Annotated in this window: 12 protein-coding genes; 7 read left to right on the top strand and 5 right to left on the bottom strand. The window is 49.2% G+C overall.

Annotation, left to right across the window (positions count from 1 at the left end):
- The 4 genes from HMPREF0860_RS00065 (at position 1) to HMPREF0860_RS00050 (ending at position 5,774) form a co-directional block, all read left to right on the top strand.
- The gene (locus HMPREF0860_RS00065) at positions 1 to 2,061 is read left to right on the top strand and encodes a GldG family protein (protein WP_021329249.1); all 2,061 of its coding nucleotides are present in this window, start codon (positions 1 to 3) and stop codon (positions 2,059 to 2,061) included.
- Positions 2,058 to 2,963, top strand: a complete 906-nt coding sequence (locus HMPREF0860_RS00060; RefSeq protein WP_021329251.1) for a DUF4340 domain-containing protein — start codon at positions 2,058 to 2,060, stop codon at positions 2,961 to 2,963. Before HMPREF0860_RS00065 ends, HMPREF0860_RS00060 begins: the two co-directional genes overlap by 4 nt.
- Positions 2,964 to 3,122: 159 nt before the next feature.
- Positions 3,123 to 3,470, top strand: a complete 348-nt coding sequence (locus tag HMPREF0860_RS00055; protein ID WP_021329306.1) for an ArsR/SmtB family transcription factor — start codon at positions 3,123 to 3,125, stop codon at positions 3,468 to 3,470.
- 294 nt (positions 3,471 to 3,764) lie between these two features.
- Entirely contained in the window at positions 3,765 to 5,774 is a 2,010-nt protein-coding gene (locus HMPREF0860_RS00050) for a heavy metal translocating P-type ATPase (protein ID WP_021329324.1), read from the top strand.
- A gap of 133 nt (positions 5,775 to 5,907) precedes the next feature.
- Here the strand turns inward: HMPREF0860_RS00050 and HMPREF0860_RS00045 are convergent, their stop codons facing one another.
- Together HMPREF0860_RS00045 and HMPREF0860_RS00040 are read right to left on the bottom strand one after the other, a co-directional pair.
- Positions 5,908 to 7,194, bottom strand: a complete 1,287-nt coding sequence (locus HMPREF0860_RS00045; RefSeq protein ID WP_021329279.1) for an L-cysteine desulfidase family protein — start codon at positions 7,192 to 7,194, stop codon at positions 5,908 to 5,910.
- A gap of 94 nt (positions 7,195 to 7,288) precedes the next feature.
- Positions 7,289 to 8,734, bottom strand: a complete 1,446-nt coding sequence (locus HMPREF0860_RS00040; protein ID WP_021329283.1) for a Na+/H+ antiporter NhaC family protein — start codon at positions 8,732 to 8,734, stop codon at positions 7,289 to 7,291.
- A 310-nt stretch (positions 8,735 to 9,044) separates the two neighbouring features.
- Here HMPREF0860_RS00040 and HMPREF0860_RS00035 point away from each other — a divergent pair, with 310 nt between their 5' ends.
- The 3 genes from HMPREF0860_RS00035 (at position 9,045) to mazG (ending at position 11,734) form a co-directional block, all read left to right on the top strand.
- The gene (locus HMPREF0860_RS00035; RefSeq protein WP_021329299.1) at positions 9,045 to 9,725 is read left to right on the top strand and encodes a helix-turn-helix transcriptional regulator; all 681 of its coding nucleotides are present in this window, start codon (positions 9,045 to 9,047) and stop codon (positions 9,723 to 9,725) included.
- 70 nt (positions 9,726 to 9,795) lie between these two features.
- Entirely contained in the window at positions 9,796 to 10,431 is a 636-nt protein-coding gene (gene pth / locus HMPREF0860_RS00030) for an aminoacyl-tRNA hydrolase (RefSeq protein ID WP_021329275.1), read from the top strand.
- Positions 10,432 to 10,783: 352 nt separating this feature from the next.
- Positions 10,784 to 11,734, top strand: coding sequence for a nucleoside triphosphate pyrophosphohydrolase (mazG, locus tag HMPREF0860_RS00025; RefSeq protein ID WP_021495387.1), 951 nt, complete (start codon positions 10,784 to 10,786; stop codon positions 11,732 to 11,734).
- A 375-nt stretch (positions 11,735 to 12,109) separates the two neighbouring features.
- Here the strand turns inward: mazG and trhA are convergent, their stop codons facing one another.
- The 3 genes from trhA to HMPREF0860_RS00005 all read right to left on the bottom strand — a co-directional run bounded on the left by trhA (position 12,110) and on the right by HMPREF0860_RS00005 (position 15,945).
- A complete protein-coding gene (gene trhA / locus HMPREF0860_RS00015; protein ID WP_021329253.1) occupies positions 12,110 to 13,015 on the bottom strand; it encodes a PAQR family membrane homeostasis protein TrhA in 906 nt (301 codons plus the stop codon).
- Positions 13,016 to 13,100: 85 nt separating this feature from the next.
- Positions 13,101 to 14,699 (bottom strand): leucine-rich repeat domain-containing protein, encoded by a 1,599-nt coding sequence (locus tag HMPREF0860_RS13060; RefSeq protein WP_156001979.1) that lies wholly within the window; start codon positions 14,697 to 14,699, stop codon positions 13,101 to 13,103.
- Positions 14,700 to 14,796: 97 nt separating this feature from the next.
- The gene (locus HMPREF0860_RS00005) at positions 14,797 to 15,945 is read right to left on the bottom strand and encodes a leucine-rich repeat domain-containing protein (RefSeq protein ID WP_021329284.1); all 1,149 of its coding nucleotides are present in this window, start codon (positions 15,943 to 15,945) and stop codon (positions 14,797 to 14,799) included.
- Positions 15,946 to 16,219 lie beyond the last annotated feature (274 nt).

Here is a 16,219-nt window from a genome sequence, read left to right as displayed (position 1 = left end):
ATGAAAAAAATCATCAACCGGTTTCGCTCCCCTTCGAGCGATTTTGCGCTTCTCATCGTTTTATTAATTCTCGCAAACCTTGTCGGGCGCAGGGCATTTTTGCGTTTCGATTTGACACGCCCGAAATCCTATTCGTTGTCGGAGGCGAGCAGACAGCTTGTCAAAACGCTCGACGAACCGCTGTCGGTCCGCGCGTTTTTCAGCAGCAACTTGCCCGCTCCGTACAGCACGACCGCGCAGTACATACGCGACATCCTCGTCGAATACAAGGGAGCGGCAAACCGCAACTTTTCCTATTCGATCGTCGATATGAGTAAAGCGGAAAACGAAACGCTCGCACAGCAGTACGGACTGCAGCAAGTGCAGATACAACAGGTCGCAAACAATGAAGTAGGCTTCAAGCAGGCGTATATGGGACTCGTCATCTCTTACGCCGACTCGGTCGAAACACTCGACGGCATCACGTCGTCCGAGGGATTCGAATACAAGCTTACGACGAAAATCAGCAAAATGATTTCGGCGGCGAACGTGCTTTCAGGTCTTCCGAAAGACGAGCGCATCAAACTGACGCTCTACGTAACCGATGCGCTCAAACAGTTCGACATACGGGGCTTCGACGATATCGAAAAGACCGTGCGCGAAGCGTACGAAAGCGTCAACAAGCAAAGCATGGGCAGAATCGATTATGAAAAAATAAATCCTTCTTCATCCGATTTGAATACGCTGCAGTCGCGCTTCGGCATACCGCTCATCAATTGGACGACGGAAAACGGTTCGACAGGCTCGGGTGCGATCGGCCTCGTGCTGGAACACGGAAACGCGTTCCGCCTCATCCCGCTTTCGATGCAGCGATCGCTCATCGGCTACGTCATCGCGGGACTCGGAGAACTCGAACAATCGCTTTCGGAAAGTCTTCAAAGCCTGCTCTTAAAGGCGACGAAGATCGGCTACGTAACGGGGCACGGAGAGGCGCCGCTTTATTCGCAGGCCGGAGTTTCTCCTCTCATATCGCTTACAAACGATATGTACGAACTCGATGAAATCGATCTTTCAAAAGATGCGATTCCCGCAAATGTCGCTTCACTCATCGTCAACGGGCCGAAAACGGAATTCTCCGACGAAGAGTTGTATAAAATCGATCAGTTTATCATGCGCGGCGGCAACGCTCTCTTTTTTGTCGACCCTTTCGATTCGCAGTCGGCAGGCTATTATCAAGCGCCGTCGTTCGCGCCGCTTTCGACAAAGCTTGAAAAATTATTAAACGCTTACGGCATTAAGCCGGAAACGAACTACGTGCTCGACGAAAACTGTTATAAAGCGCGTCAGCAAAATTACGGAAACGTATCGTACTGGTGGGCGCCTGTTATCCCTGCCGAACAGCTTGCAAAAAAGAACGCGATCACGGAAAACCTCGGCAGGATCATTTTTCTGCAAACCTCCGCAATTGACACGAGCGGCGCCGAAAGCAACGCAGATGTTAAAGTAACAAAGCTCGTGCAGTCGTCTCCGAAATCGTGGCTGCTTTCGGACAATATCCAGCTGAGTCCGATGATGTCGCCGCCCTACGACAAGTCCGTCGAAAAAGCGGAAACGCTTGCAGCGCTCGCCGAAGGAAAATTCAAAAGCGCTTTCGATTCCGATCCCGCTTCATCCGCAGAAGGAGCGCTTACGGCAAAAACACACTTGGCTGAAAACGTGCAAAGCGGAAAAATCTTCGTCGCGGGAACGTCCGAAATCACCGGTCCGCAGCTCATCGAAGAAAACAGCTCCGAGCCGGTCGCGCTTTTTACGCGCAACGTCATCGACTATATGAACGGCAACGGCGATTTTTGCGCCATGCGTACGAAAGGGCTTTCGCTCAATACGCTGCATAACTCAGGAAGCGCGCTCGCATTTGCCGTGCAGTATTTCAACGAATTCGGACTGGCCGTCATCGTCGTCATCGCGGGCTTTATCGTGTGGCGCATGCGCAACAAACGCCGAGAACGCATCCGCGCAAAATACAATCCGAACGATGCACGCATCATCGATACGAAATCGAAGGAAGGTGATACAAAATGAGCAAACGAAAAATAATTCTTTTGACGGCGTGCGTACTTTTGCTCGGCATATATATCGCGCAGCTCGCCTCTTCTCTGCGAAGTTCGATAAAAAACAAAACGCTCGGCGCGGATCCCGATAAGCTTACAATCGAAAACGCGAGCGCCGTAATCGAACTTGCAAAATCGGATGACGGTTGGACGGTCGGAGAAAGGTGCTACAAAGCGGATACGAATGCCGCCGACGCGCTTGTCAATGCGGTAAAAAACATACGCGTTCTCGACACTGTCGCCCAAGCCGGAAACGATACGGTCGATGAGCGTTATGAAATCGACAAGGCGAATGCGATTGTCGTAAAGGCATACAAAGGGAACGAACTTGTGCGCACACTCACGATAGGAAAAACGTCGTCGACGGGTTCGCAGTCCTACCTTACGCTCGACGGCAAAAAAGACATATACCTCGTATCGGGAACGCTGCGCGACACGTTCAAAAAAGACGTCGCCGCGTTGCGCAGCAAATCGGTGTACGCCGTCGATACGAGTGACCTCACCGCCGTTTCCGAAAGCATGGGAAGCACGGTGCTGTCGATTGTAAAATCGGGCGATCCCGCTGCATGGACTGGAAGCGAAGGCGCGGTAAGCGTCGATGCGGAAAAAGCGGCGAGTTGGGCGGCATCGCTTGCAACTCTCAATGCGGACTCATGGCTCGACGACGATTTTGTCCTGCCCGCCGCAAGCGAATCCGTTACCGTCATAACGGCAGGCGGCAACGCGATTACGGTGAGCGTATATAAAGAAGGAGACGGCGACGAGGCGAAATACTACGGCACGTGCAGCGAAACGCCGTACAAGTTTTCGCTCTCCCGCTACTCCGCGGGAAAATACCTTAAAACTGCAGCAGATATGGCTGCAAATAAGTAAAATCGATAAAACTATATCGAAAGAGAGGCTGTCAAAAAGGTCACTAACTTTTGCGACGGCCTTTTTATTTTTTACTTGACAAACAGCATTTTTACTGCTAATATATGAACAGTTGTTCATTTGTTTTATAATAAAACAAATCGCGTATGGAGAATCGGCGTGGCGAAAAAAAAGAGTGACGGCGGACAAAGCGACAAGCGTTTTCAGGATATTTTAAACAAACTGCCTGATGAAGACGAACTGTTCGATTTGGCGGAACTGTTTAAAATTTTCGGAGACTCGACGCGCATAAAGATTTTGTTTGTACTGCTCGAATCGGATATGGCGGTAAACGACATCGCAAGCGTTCTCAAAATGACGCAATCGGCGATAAGCCATCAGCTGCGTATTTTAAAAACGAACGGTCTCGTAAAATATACGCGAAACGGAAAATCGCTTATCTATTCCCTCGCCGACGGCCACGTAACGACGATTTTAAGCCAAGGCATCGAACATATAAGCGAATAAATCCGAGCAGTGCGGAGGATTTATGAGCGCATCGGATAAAAGAAAAATGCGTCAAGCATTTTTCGACTTTCGACTTACAAAGAATAAAATTTATTATTAGGAGGAGCGAAAGAAGTACGGCTGAAATTGCGCCGCACTTCTTTCGTACGAGTTTGTTTTCAACAAACTCGGGTTATTAAACGTGTGCGCTCGCTTGAAACGTCGGAGCGAAGCTCCTCGTTGCGAGAAGCGCGCACGGCTAAAAACTCTTTCGGAAATTGATATTTCCTGCAAAAGTTTTTATTAGGAGGAGCTATGAGTCACGAATGTCACTGTCATGCATGCTGCAAAAGCGAACACGAACATGGACATACACACGGACATGAACATGAACATGAAGAAGAGAGCGAATTAAGCGTCCGTGAAATCGTCATTGCGGCGGTGCTGTTTGCACTCGGCTTAATCGTCGAACACGCGCATCCTTTCAGGGCGATCGATGTTTCGCTCGGTAAATTCGCGTCGGCGGATGAACTCGTTTCAATCGTACTTTTACTCGCAGCATACCTCGTGTGCGGCAGGAGCGTCGTCATCGACGCGGTAAAAAATATTATTAAAGGAAATTTCTTCGATGAAAAATTTTTGATGAGCGTCGCATCTCTCGGAGCCGTTGCAGTCGGTCAATATCCCGAAGCGGTCGGCGTCATGCTGCTCTATCAAATCGGCGAATACGCACAGGACAAAGCGGTCGACAAATCGCGCGATTCGATTCAATCGCTCATGGAAATCCGGCCGGACAAAGCATTCGTAAAACGCGGCGATAAAATAATCGAAGTATCGCCCGACGATGTGAACGTCGGCGAAACCATACTCGTCAAACCGGGGGAGCGCATTCCGATCGACGGCACGGTCGTACAGGGGAAATCGTTTCTCGATACGTCCGCCCTTACCGGAGAAGCGGTGCCGCGCCGCGTATTCGTCGGAAGCGACGTTATGGCGGGCGCGATCAATACGGACAGCGTGATCGAAATCGAAACGACGAAGATCGCCGGAGAATCGGCCGCCGCGCGCATCATCGAACTGGTCGAAAAGGCGCAGGAAAAAAAGGCGAAATCGGAACGCTTTATCACACGGTTTTCAAAAGCGTATACGCCTATCGTGTGCGTAGCGGCGGTTTTGCTTGCGCTCATTCCGTCCCTCATCACGGGTGATGCGCACACGTGGGTGTACCGCGCGCTCATCTTTCTCGTCGTCTCCTGCCCCTGCGCGCTCGTCATATCGGTGCCGCTCGGATTTTTCAGCGGCATCGGAACGGCAAGCAAAAACGGCATCCTTATCAAAGGAAGCGAATGCGTCGAAACGCTTGCGCGGACACAGACGGCGGTATTCGATAAAACGGGAACTTTAACAAAAGGCGTATTCGCCGTTACGGGAGTTCACCCGACGGACGAAGAGCGCATACCGGCGGACGAACTCATCGCAATCGCGGCGCATGCGGAAACCTATTCGAATCATCCGATATCGAATTCGATCAAAGCGGCGCATTCCGGAGCATGCTGCAATCTCGTAAAGATCGCCGATGCGGAAGAGATAAGCGGAGAGGGCATCAGCGTCGTCCTCGACGGAAAGCGCGTACTTGCCGGTAATATGAAACTCATGGAATCGCACGCGGTAGAAGGCATCGTTCCGTGCAGCTTAAACGATTTCGGAACGGTCGTACACGTCGCAGTGGACGGATTGTATGCGGGACACATCGTCATAGCCGATCAAACGAAAGACGACGCGGCCTTCGCCGTCAAAAAGCTTCGGAAGCTCGGCGTCAAAAAAATCGTCATGCTCACCGGCGACAACAGAGAAACGGCGGAAGAAGTCGCGTCCGAAATCGGAGTCGATACCGTTTTTTCGGAACTCCTTCCCCAAGATAAAGTCGATAAAGTGGAAGCGCTGCTTGCGGAGCTCGGCGAAAAACCGCGGCGTCCGACGCTCCTCTTTGCCGGCGACGGCATCAACGATGCACCGGTACTCGCGCGGGCCGACACGGGGATCGCGATGGGCGGACTCGGAAGCGATGCTGCGATAGAATCGGCGGACGCCGTCATCATGACCGACGAACCGGCAAAGATAGCGGATGCGATTTCGATTTCACGGAAAACCGTACGCATCGTCACCGAAAACATCGTCGTTTCCCTCATCGTAAAGATCGGCATTATGGCGCTCGGGGCCTTCGGTATCGCAAATATGTGGACTGCCGTTTTCGGCGATACGGGCGTGGCCCTCCTCGCCGTAGCGAATTCGATGCGCGTCATGCTGTGGAAAAAGCGAGGGTGATGCGAGAAAGCGGAAGCCGCATACGGCTATAAAGGGCAACCGAGCAGTGTATAACAATTATTAAAAAAGGCGTCGATGATTTCAGATTTGAATCAATCGGCGCCTTTTATATTTGACGATTACGTTCAGAAGATTATCGTTTTAATTTATCTTCAAAAATTTCCACGATTACTTTTTCCGTTCCGACCATACCGGGCGATGCTATCAATCCCATGTTTTTCATAGTTTCTTCCGGTGTCTTTCCGTTGATACCGTGCACGTCATCGATATAGATGTCGTTCATCGCAAAATCGACGCTTCTGTAGATATCGTCGACGGCGGCAATTCCTTTCATCGTACACCCCTGATTTCCGCCGTCGCAAATCATGCCGGTAATGCTGCTCGCGATGTTATTCAGCGTATGGGACATCATTGTAACGTTCCCGCCTCGGAGATAAACAAGAGCGCATGCGGCTCCGGATCCCGCTGCAATCGCACACCCGCAAAACGCAGAGAGCCGCCCCGAATATTCTTTTATAAACATACACACGAGATAGCTGAGCGCCGTAGCCCGCAACAACTGTTCTTCCGAATATCCGTTAACTTTGCAAGCGGCATACAGCGGCATCGTTGCGATAATCCCGTGCGCACCCGAACCGGTAATACTCATCGCAGGTTTATCGAGACCGATTACGCGGGCTTCAATCGCAGCATTGCAAAACAGCGTCGCAGTCTTTTGTTCATCATCGGAAATCTCTTTGCCGCCGTTATTTTTGAGCAAGCGTTTGGCAAACGTCGTACGCGGATTCGTTATCGCTTCATGAAACAGCGCTAAGTTTACCGTATACGCTTCTTTAATAAAAGCGATTTCATCATAGTCCACAGTGGATGCATATTCATATAACTGCTGCAGCGTATACGTGTGAATCGCATGAGCTTCTTCGTGTTGCTCGCTTTCTCCCTCTTTTTCGCCCTCTCCTTCAAAAACGGTTTTTTCGTTTACCGTTATTTTCGTGATATTCGTGTGGGAATCGCGAATCGTTACAACAGCCGTATCGCTTTTCGTCTGTACCGTCGCTTCGATAAAAATTCTGCTTGTTATGCCGCTCAAAGCGACTGCGATTTTTCCCGCATCGACAAGCCGATGTGCTTCGGCATTATCCGCTTCGGTGACATCTGCAAGCGCTTCCAAGCCTTTATCCGCATTTCCCGCGACATAGCCGAGCGCTGCAGCAAAAACGTTCCCGACTTCGCTGCTGTTCGGGATGCCGCAGGTAAACGCATTTTTATACATACCGCTGTTCATAGCGACATGAACTTTGATCAGTTCTCCCGTTGCATACTGTTTTGCCTTTGCAACGGCAAATGCGATAGCTCCCGGTTCCGTTACGCCGAGAGCCGGCTTCATATCGTCTTTTATCATCTTTGTCAAAGCATGCATATCGATATTTCCTCCGTTAGGATGCGGCAGCAGTGAAAACGGTAATTATTGATTTTCAAACTGCCGCATCGAAAAATTCCAAGGTACAATACCGTCAATTCGATTTTGTTTTAACGGTTTCTCCTCCGGCACCCTCAAAAGTTCTGTCCCATCCCGTAATACAGGCGACAAGCATGACTATCCAAATACCCCAACTGTAAAATGCGGTGAACAGCATATCGGTAGGGGCAAGACTCGGTAAAAACGGATACGCATCTTTCATGCTGGACAATCCGCCCAGCAGCAGCAGTACGCAGCCGCCGTAAGGGAGGAAGAACGGGAACGAACAGATCGTCGTTGCTAAAATATTTGCGCGTCTGTACGGATGGAGACCGTTCTTTTTGCCGATGACATTGACAAAAGGCGCGACGCAGATATTTGCAATCGTATTGATAGCGGCGATTAAAATACCGAATACGGTTGAAAGGACGAAAATCGAAAGCTCGGCGCCGCAGGAAGATTTGATAACTTTGCTGTTCAACCAATCTACCGTTTGATCCATGCAGCCGCTCTTTATTAAAAGATTGCCCATTGCAACGACCATTATCAATAAAATGGAAACGGTCGTCATACCCGCCACGCCTTCCGGAATTGCGCCGCTAAGCTTTCCGCCCTGTAACGCTACGACGGCAGAAAAATCGAATAAACCGAAGCTCAGCCCGATGACGATCGCAGCCACAATACCCGTTCCCAACGCGACAAAGATATTGCCGCCCTTAACCGCTAACACGATAACCAGAATAGTCGGGATCAGAAGCAAGAGACCGGCAGGATTTTGATATTTTTCAAGAAGCTGTTCTGCAAGCGCCGCATCCGTCGAGCGCCCCGCACCGCCGAAGATAAAAAACAGAACGATTGCGATGGCGGCGGCGATAAGCACGAATTTCGTCCTCGTACGTACGGTGCCGCCGATATCTGCCGTACCGTTTTTGTTGATATATTCCTGACTTGTCGCCGCGATAATCGTCGTATCCGATACGGGGGCGAGGTTGTCTCCGAGCGCAGCGCCCGAAAGGATCGCACCGGCAAGGACGGCGGGATTTGCACTGAGTAAAATACCTGCAGGATACAAAATAAAACTCATGGTAGAGATCGTTCCGAATCCGGAACCCGTCGCCATAGCGAAGACAGCGGCAAAAACAAAGGCAGCGACGGTAAAGGCCGAACCGCTTACGTTCAGTTTGACGCTGAGCCACACGAGTCCTTCTACGATATGCCCGCTTTTAAGGATGTTGCCGTAAATACCGACTATCAGCCAAAGCAACACCGCCGTCATACCGACTTTCGATCCGAGTCCTTCAAGAACGGTATCCCAATAATAATTGATATCCTTTGCGAACACCATACCTGCCAACAAACCGATAACGCCGGCACCGATCATCATATTTAAATCAGCTGCATTAAAAAACGACAGTGAAATTGTTATGACGATAAAAATTACAAAAGGAATCAAAGCGCAAAAACTGCCGCCTCGGAATTCCAACCGTTTACCGTTTTCCATAAAATACCTCCTATAACACTGCTGATATTGATCGGTACAATCTCAATTGTCTTACGGTATCCGTATCGCAAATACGGTATATTTGTGATATAATTTTATCACGAGTATAAATATCTGTCAAATAAAAAATAAAATTATCGTTTTTTTGTATTTTTCTTGCAATTTACCGTAAATTTATAGTATAATTTTATTATATTGCGAATTATTTATTATCTATATAATAATTATGCAAGCATTTGCGATATAATTTGCGGACGCGATAAAAATCTGATATACTCGACTTAGAATATATGAGACAAAGAAGGACACAATGAATTCCATATTACAACAGTATGTATTATTGACGGAATTTCTCGGACATGCGCTGGGGCCGGATTATGAAATCGTGCTTCACGATTTAACCGATAAAAATAAATCCGTTATCGCTATTGCAAATAACGTCAGCGGTCGTGAAATCGGCGCACCGTTGACGAATTTTGCGCTTAAAATCATAAAAGAAAAGCTTTATCTCAAACAGGATTACTGTCTTCATTATCAAGGCGTTTCAATAAGCGGAAAAAATCTTCGCTCCTGTACGCAATTTATAAAAGAAAACGGAAAATTGCTCGGAATGCTCTGCATCAATTTCGACGACACTAGATATCAGGAATTCAAAGATACGGTTTTACATCTCTGCCATCCCGATCACTTTATCGAAAAATACTACAGTGCCGAAACCGCACGCCGCGGTATAAATGCCGACAGCACCGAAAAATTTCACAATATGGCGGAAGACGTTGCCGCCGATGCGATCGATTATGAAATTGCCAAAATAGGCGTGGAGCCGGAACGGCTTACCGCCGAAGAGCGAATACATATCATCGCGACGCTTGAAAAAAACGGTATATTTCTTTTAAAGGGTGCCGTCAACAAAGCTTCGATACGTTTGCAGTGTTCACAGGCAAGTATCTACCGCTATATATCGCAGATAAGAAAAGGAAAAGTGATATGAGTTTTATCGTAAATATGCAGCTTTTTCCGTCCGATTTCCCACTCCGCCGTTTTTGTGCTATACTCCGTCTATGATTCGGCTTGTCGCTTTTCTCGGAAATTACGGGCGCACATACGAAAATACGCGCCACAACGCCGCGTGGCTTTTTGCGGATTCATTGCCCTTTGCACACCGCCTTTCGTGGCAGCATAAATTCAAAGGCGCTTTTTGTTCGCTCGATGCATCCCGCCTCGCTTCTTGGGCGGACGAATATCATCTCGGCACTTCAAACGCCCGAACCGCTTCCGACGCGATATATTTTTTAAAGCCCGAAACTTATATGAACGCGTCTGGTGAAAGCATCGGTGAACTCGCAAACTTTTACAAACTCACGGCGGATCACATACTCGTCGTGCACGACGAGCTTGAACTTCCGGCAGGCACGATCGGCTTAAAGAAAGGAGGCGGACTCGGCGGACACAACGGGCTCCGTTCGACGAAAGCCGTTTTAAATACGGCGGATTTTTGGAGATTCCGCTTCGGCATCGGGCGGCCGGACAATCCCGACGTCGCCGGCTACGTGCTCTCGCCTTTTACAAGCGACGAGCGCATAACGATGGCGCAGACGTTTAGCGCAGCGGCGATCCCGTTTATCGAAGCAATTCTTTCAAACGATCCGGCAAAACTCGTCGCGGCGTGGGGTAAGAAAAAAGTGTCCGCCGACTGATACGTGTGCCGGCGCGGTATCGCTCCGTACCCTCACCGGCAATACATTAGATGGCGAGTTTTGAAAATAAATAAAATTATGCTTACAGCGAAGTTGCGACCGTATACCAGAACTGCTTGACGTGTGCGGGATGCGGCGTAACAGCGGGAGACACGCGTGCGACTTTGTGCGTTCAGCTTGCGCAAGTTTTGCTTTAAAAGCACAACCGGAGCGTAAGCGGGGATTCCGCTGTGAGAGCCGCGTTCACATGCGTCTACAAAGATTGTATGCCGGTCATTTTCGCCGAAAGCATATCTTTTGCTAATATTTTCAAAACTCGACATTTGACTTAATAATTGTTAAGGATTATACTATGAGCGATATACAAAACGATACAAGCGCAGACAGGACGGCGGCGGCGTACAAGCGGCTGTACGAAACGATACGAACGCTTCGCGCGCCGGGCGGCTGTCCGTGGGACAGAGAGCAGACGCCGCTCACGATGCGGCGCGATCTGATCGAAGAGACTTTCGAAGCCGTCGACGCCGTTTCGACAGGGGATGCGGCGCATGCAAAAGAAGAGCTCGGAGACGTCATACTCAACGCGTCGATGATCGCGTATATGTACGAACAGCAAAACGATTTTTCCGTCGCGGAAGCCCTCAACGAACTCACCGATAAATTGATACGGCGGCATCCGCACGTTTTTCCGCAGAGCGAAGGCATGTCGGAAGTGACGGAAAAAGTGACGACAGGCGAACAGGTTTTAAATCAATGGGACAGGATCAAAGAAAATGTCGAAGGAAGAAAGAGCGTGAAAACGATCCTCGACGAAGTGCCCGAAGGTTTTCCTCCCATCCTCCGCGCGTATAAGATGCAAAAAAAAGCGGCAAAAAAAGGCTTCGATTGGCAATCGATCGAAAGTGTTTCGGCAAAAGTGTACGAAGAACTTGAAGAAGTGCGGGAAGCATCCCAAGCGCTGCATGATACAAAGTTTGCGGACGGCACTTCCGGCTCACAGGCGGCAGCCGGTACACATACGGCATCCCCGCCGCAAAGCGCACCGAGCGATCGCATGAGTCCGGCCGAACGCGCGGCGCTGCACCTCGAAGAAGAATTCGGCGACCTCCTCTTTGCCGTCGTCAATTATATGCGGCACTCAGGTGTCGATCCCGAAACCGCGATGGACAGAGCGAACCGCAAGTTTTACAGGCGCTTTGCTTACATCGAAGAGCGGATGACAGAGGCCGGCATTCCGATGGACGGCGATCACCTGCAAGACGAAGATGCGTTTTGGAATGACGCGAAAAAGGCGGGACTGTAACCGAAAGCAACGGGAGCGACATCGGATCGCCGAACCGACGGTTATAGTAAGTGTTTAAAAAACAGCTTGTATCGTAGTCATAGCGTATTCATTTTATCATTTGATGATAGTAAATAAAATAATGTTTATTTTATTGCAGATATTTTTATCGAAAAATCCTTTTTCGGACGGAGCGGTTTTGCGATCCGGCCATCCGCCCCTCGCTCACGCTCGTTCCGTTCGCAGTATCCGCACTTGAGACGGCTTTCGCAAAAGAGAGCGAACGGAACACTTCGCGGTGCTCCTGTCCGGCGTAGGCCGAACGAAAAACTGCGCCGTTTGAAGATATGGCAATAGTACGATCGAGCGAAACTTCACACACGTTATCGGCAAAGCTCATGCGACGGAAAAGAACAGAGACGCGTACAAGTACAGCGTTCCCAAGAGCATAAGGGCGTTGCCGGCGGCGTGCATGTATTTGACTTTACGTAAGAGAAAAAAGGTACATCCCAAACTGTATAAAAGACCCGAAACGACGAGGTACACGAAACTTCGCAGCGCTTGTTCGAGGTAAAACCGTCGCATGAGAAAGAGCCCTGTCCAGCCGATGACAAAATAAAATACGATATTGACAATTTTCAACTCGCTGCCCCATACCGCATACAGCACGATACCGACGATCGCAGTTCCCCACACGAGACCGAACAGCACCCAGCCTCCGGCGCTGCGCGCGAAAATCAATATAAACGACGTGTATGCGCTTCCGAGCACGAGAAAGACAAAACAGTGAGCGAGACGATCGAACACTTCTTTTGCACCCTCCGGCACGAGCGCGTGGTGCAGCGTTGACATGATATACATGACGATCATCAATCCCGTACTGCAGACAAATGTGGAAACGTAGAGCACGCGGAGCGCGCCGTTCGCATGGGTTAGAGCGCGGTCGGCAAGGACGGCGGTCGCCGCAACCGATACGAGCGCGCCGAGTCCCTGTACGATCGCGCTGGAGATCTCTTCACCGAGCGAAAACTGCCGTTCCTTTCCGCGCAGTTCGATGCGGCGTTTTTCCTGCGCTATTCTGCGTTCGGCGCGCCGCTTCGCCCGTTCGCTTTTCGCATAGTCGTCGGCGGCGTATTTTGCGCGCAAGCGTTCGGGATCCTTTGCGTATTTGATATTTATTTCGCGGATTTCCGAATCGTAATTCGCTTTTATCTGTCTGATGCGCTCTTTCTTTTTCGCGTTGATCGATTTAAGCGTCGAACGGCGTACGGCGCGCGACGCAGCGTTATCTTCCCGTGTCATAGCGCCATTATAGCAGAGGACGCGCCGGTGCGCAACGCCGAACCGGCGGAAAATATTAATTTCTGCCGAACAAACGCAGACTCCCTTAACCCGCCGAATCCTGATTTCCGTTTTTATTGTATTTATACATCTTCCAATGCTTTTTATCTTTTGCCGCAACAAACGCGTCTTTTAATGCCTGGGGGGAAGTAAAATTCCTGCAGTTGCCTTCGGTGACACCGGGGCGTTCGGTAAAGAGTTCGCATTCCCCGTTATCGGCTGCAGTCCGTTCCGGCAGCGCGGTAAAGATTTTTATAAAAGCGTCCGCATTTAAGAAGTTGCTGTAGCAATGGAGCTTTTTCAAAGAACTCAATCCGCTTGCATCGAGCGAAGCTAAGCGGTTGTCTTCACAATGCAGTTCTTCCAACGCAGCGCAATTTTCCACATTCAAAAACGCAAGCCGGCTCTCACTGCAGTCAAGAGTCTTCAAAACACCGAGGTCTCTCACATTGAGGGACGTAAGCGGATTTCTTTTGCAGTCCATGTATTTCAATGCGCGTAAGCCTTGGACGTTGAGCGAAGTGAGTCGATTGTCACGGCAAATGAGCTGCTGTAAAGAAGTGCAGCCCTGCACATTGAGCTGCGTGAGCTCGTTTCCGTCGCACGCCAAGTAGTCCAAAGAGCGCAAACCCTGCGCGTCGAGTACGGTAAGATCGTTTCCCGGACAGTAGAACTTTTTGAGCGGCAACCCCTGCACGTCAAGGGAATCGATGCCGTTGGAAGCGCAATAGAGAAGTTCCAAAGGCAAGCCCCGCACGTTGAGCGCTTTAATCCGATTACCGTTGCAGTCGAGCTGCTTTAAAGAACGCAATCCCTGTACATCGAGCGCTCTGATCCGATTCCGAGTACAGCCGAGAACCCGGAGCTTGGACAACCCCTGCACGTCCAAAGACGTGAGGTTATTTTCCTGACAATGCAGTTCCTCCAAATCTTTCAGACCCTGTACGTCGAGAGAGGTAAGCAGATTACAACTGCAGTCAAGTTTTTTCAAAGAAGGACAGCCCCGTACATTGATGCCGGTAATATGATTAGGATAATAATCGCCGCACTGCCATTCAATGTTCCAGCGTCCGACATAGAATTCCGTAATGTTTTTTGCCCGAAGCGTAACCTTTGTACGTTCCGGATACAGATACAATTCTTCCGCTGCCGCTTCTTCTGCCGTCAGTTGTTTTTTCCATTTGAAGCCTTCTACTTTGATAGGCGATTTATCGGCGGTTATCACTTTAATTTTAATTCCCCTCGGCTTATCGGGATCGGCCAATACATCGGAATGCAGGATGAGCGAAATGCCGTCTTCGATTTCCTGTGCGGCTTCCTGCGCTTGGACATAGACGGTCGTATCCTCATCAACGGAGATATCTTGATAATAACCGTTTAATTCCGGTCCCGTTTCGTTCCCGATCCGCCAAAGACTAAACTCCCAGCTATCGTCATAATTTACGCACCCATCCGCATATGCAAGAATACCGGCCCATGTAAGACCCGCCGGTACGGTAAAAGAATTTTTTATAATACGTACGTGTTCTCCTCCGCGTACGGTAATCGTAATATGAGACACTGAAGAATCGGAAGGCGGTACACAGCTAAGCGTGCTCAAAATAAATGCAAGCGCCGCGATACAAAGGGCGTTTCGCGTATTCATTTTTTTATCCTCCGTGCCGAAAAAACCGTACATCGCCGCGCGCATCTCCGAGTCACGCAGCCCGGAACTTTGTATGTTCCATTACCCGTTAATTACATTAAATCTCAACCATACTTTTGTCTGTATCAATCTTATACATCGTCCACTTTTTTTCATCTTTTGCTTTTTCAAAGGCTGCTTTCAAGTCCGGAGAATTTGTAAAATCTTTGCAGTTGCCTTCTGAAACACCTTTTTCTTCGGTGTACAGATAGCAGTACGCATAAATGATCGACTGCGGTAAATCGCTAAAGAGCTTTGTAAATGCTTGTGCGTCAAGCTTATTACTCAAACAGTCCACCCCTCGCAAAGCGGTACAGCCTTGCACGTTAAGAACAGTAAGCTGATTTTTACGGCAGTGCAGCTTTTCCAAAACTGTACAGTCTTGCGCGTTAAGAGCGGTAAGCAGATTGTCGTTGCATTCCAGCTCTTTCAAAGCCCCTAAGCCGTGCACGTCAAGAGAAGTAAGGCGGTTGTCGTAACAGCGCAGCGTTTGCAAAGCCCTTAAGCCTTGTACCTTAAGCTCGGTAAGCTGATTGGCATCGCATTCCAGTTCCTCCAAAGCGGTACAACCTTGCACGTTGAGCGCGACAAGTTTATTGTTTTTACAGGACAGATTTTGCAAAGTCTTTAAGCCGTGCACGTCAAGCTCGGTAAACAGGTTGCCGTTACACCGCAGCGTTTGTAAAGCGGTTAAGCTTTGCACGTTAAGAGCGGTAAGCTTATTGCCGCTGCACCACAGACCTTGCAAAGCGGTCATGCCTCGCAGGTTAAGAGAGGTAAGCTCATTGTTGCGACATTCCAGCTCTTGCAAAGCCGGCAAGCCCTGCACGTTAAGAGCGGTAAGCCGATTGTTGACACACTCCAAACTTTTCAAAGCGGTTAAGCCCTGCACGTTAAGAGAGATGAGTTGATTGTTGTCGCATTTCAGCTCGGTGATATCGCCTTTCAGCGTTACCCTTGTGCCTTGTGCATGCAGTTCGGCTTCGGTATCGCTTGTAAGCGTCGTTTCTTCGCAGCCTTCTACCGTAACATTACCGACGGCGGTTTTTACCTTAACCGTGATGGTGCGCTTATCGGGACTTAAGATGAATGAGACGCCTTCGACAAAGGGAGCTTCGGGTAGTGTTCCCGTACCGTCGCTCGGATCTTTACACGCAGTCATTACGAACAGGGCAAGCGCCGAAACGGCAAAGAAAATCGTTTTCATTTTTATTATTACTTCTCCAAAACGTTGTTTTTTCCGTTTAATATGTAATTACTCATTACCAATTACATAAACCCTGTATCTACGGTATATGTTACAATTTTCTTTTTATGATAACTTCCTTATTGTTGCCGTCGATTTTCGGCTGTTTTAATAATAATTTTAATAGGTCTTTACCTCTCGCTGTTGTACTTACGACACTGATGATATATCTCCGATTTATTTTTATTTGCATTTATTTTTCATTTGCGTTGCGCGATATACCCTTTCGGTATAT

This window comes from Treponema socranskii subsp. socranskii VPI DR56BR1116 = ATCC 35536 (assembly GCF_000468115.1).
GTDB classification, from domain to species: Bacteria; Spirochaetota; Spirochaetia; order Treponematales; family Treponemataceae; genus Treponema_D; species Treponema_D socranskii.
Note: the sequence above shows the minus strand (reverse complement) of the source record. Positions and strands in the feature narration are given on the sequence as shown.

Excerpts from the sequence above, each read along its gene's own strand:
- HMPREF0860_RS13060 (WP_156001979.1), bottom strand. The coding sequence starts at position 14,699 with ATGAATACGCGAAACGCCCTTTGTATCGCGGCGCTTGCATTTATTTTG.
- mazG (WP_021495387.1), top strand. The coding sequence starts at position 10,784 with ATGAGCGATATACAAAACGATACAAGCGCAGACAGGACGGCGGCGGCG.
- HMPREF0860_RS00005 (WP_021329284.1), bottom strand. The coding sequence starts at position 15,945 with ATGAAAACGATTTTCTTTGCCGTTTCGGCGCTTGCCCTGTTCGTAATG.
- pth (WP_021329275.1), top strand. The coding sequence starts at position 9,796 with ATGATTCGGCTTGTCGCTTTTCTCGGAAATTACGGGCGCACATACGAA.
- HMPREF0860_RS00050 (WP_021329324.1), top strand. The coding sequence starts at position 3,765 with ATGAGTCACGAATGTCACTGTCATGCATGCTGCAAAAGCGAACACGAA.
- HMPREF0860_RS00040 (WP_021329283.1), bottom strand. The coding sequence starts at position 8,734 with ATGGAAAACGGTAAACGGTTGGAATTCCGAGGCGGCAGTTTTTGCGCT.
- HMPREF0860_RS00060 (WP_021329251.1), top strand. The coding sequence starts at position 2,058 with ATGAGCAAACGAAAAATAATTCTTTTGACGGCGTGCGTACTTTTGCTC.
- HMPREF0860_RS00045 (WP_021329279.1), bottom strand. The coding sequence starts at position 7,194 with ATGCATGCTTTGACAAAGATGATAAAAGACGATATGAAGCCGGCTCTC.
- HMPREF0860_RS00065 (WP_021329249.1), top strand. The coding sequence starts at position 1 with ATGAAAAAAATCATCAACCGGTTTCGCTCCCCTTCGAGCGATTTTGCG.
- HMPREF0860_RS00035 (WP_021329299.1), top strand. The coding sequence starts at position 9,045 with ATGAATTCCATATTACAACAGTATGTATTATTGACGGAATTTCTCGGA.
- trhA (WP_021329253.1), bottom strand. The coding sequence starts at position 13,015 with ATGACACGGGAAGATAACGCTGCGTCGCGCGCCGTACGCCGTTCGACG.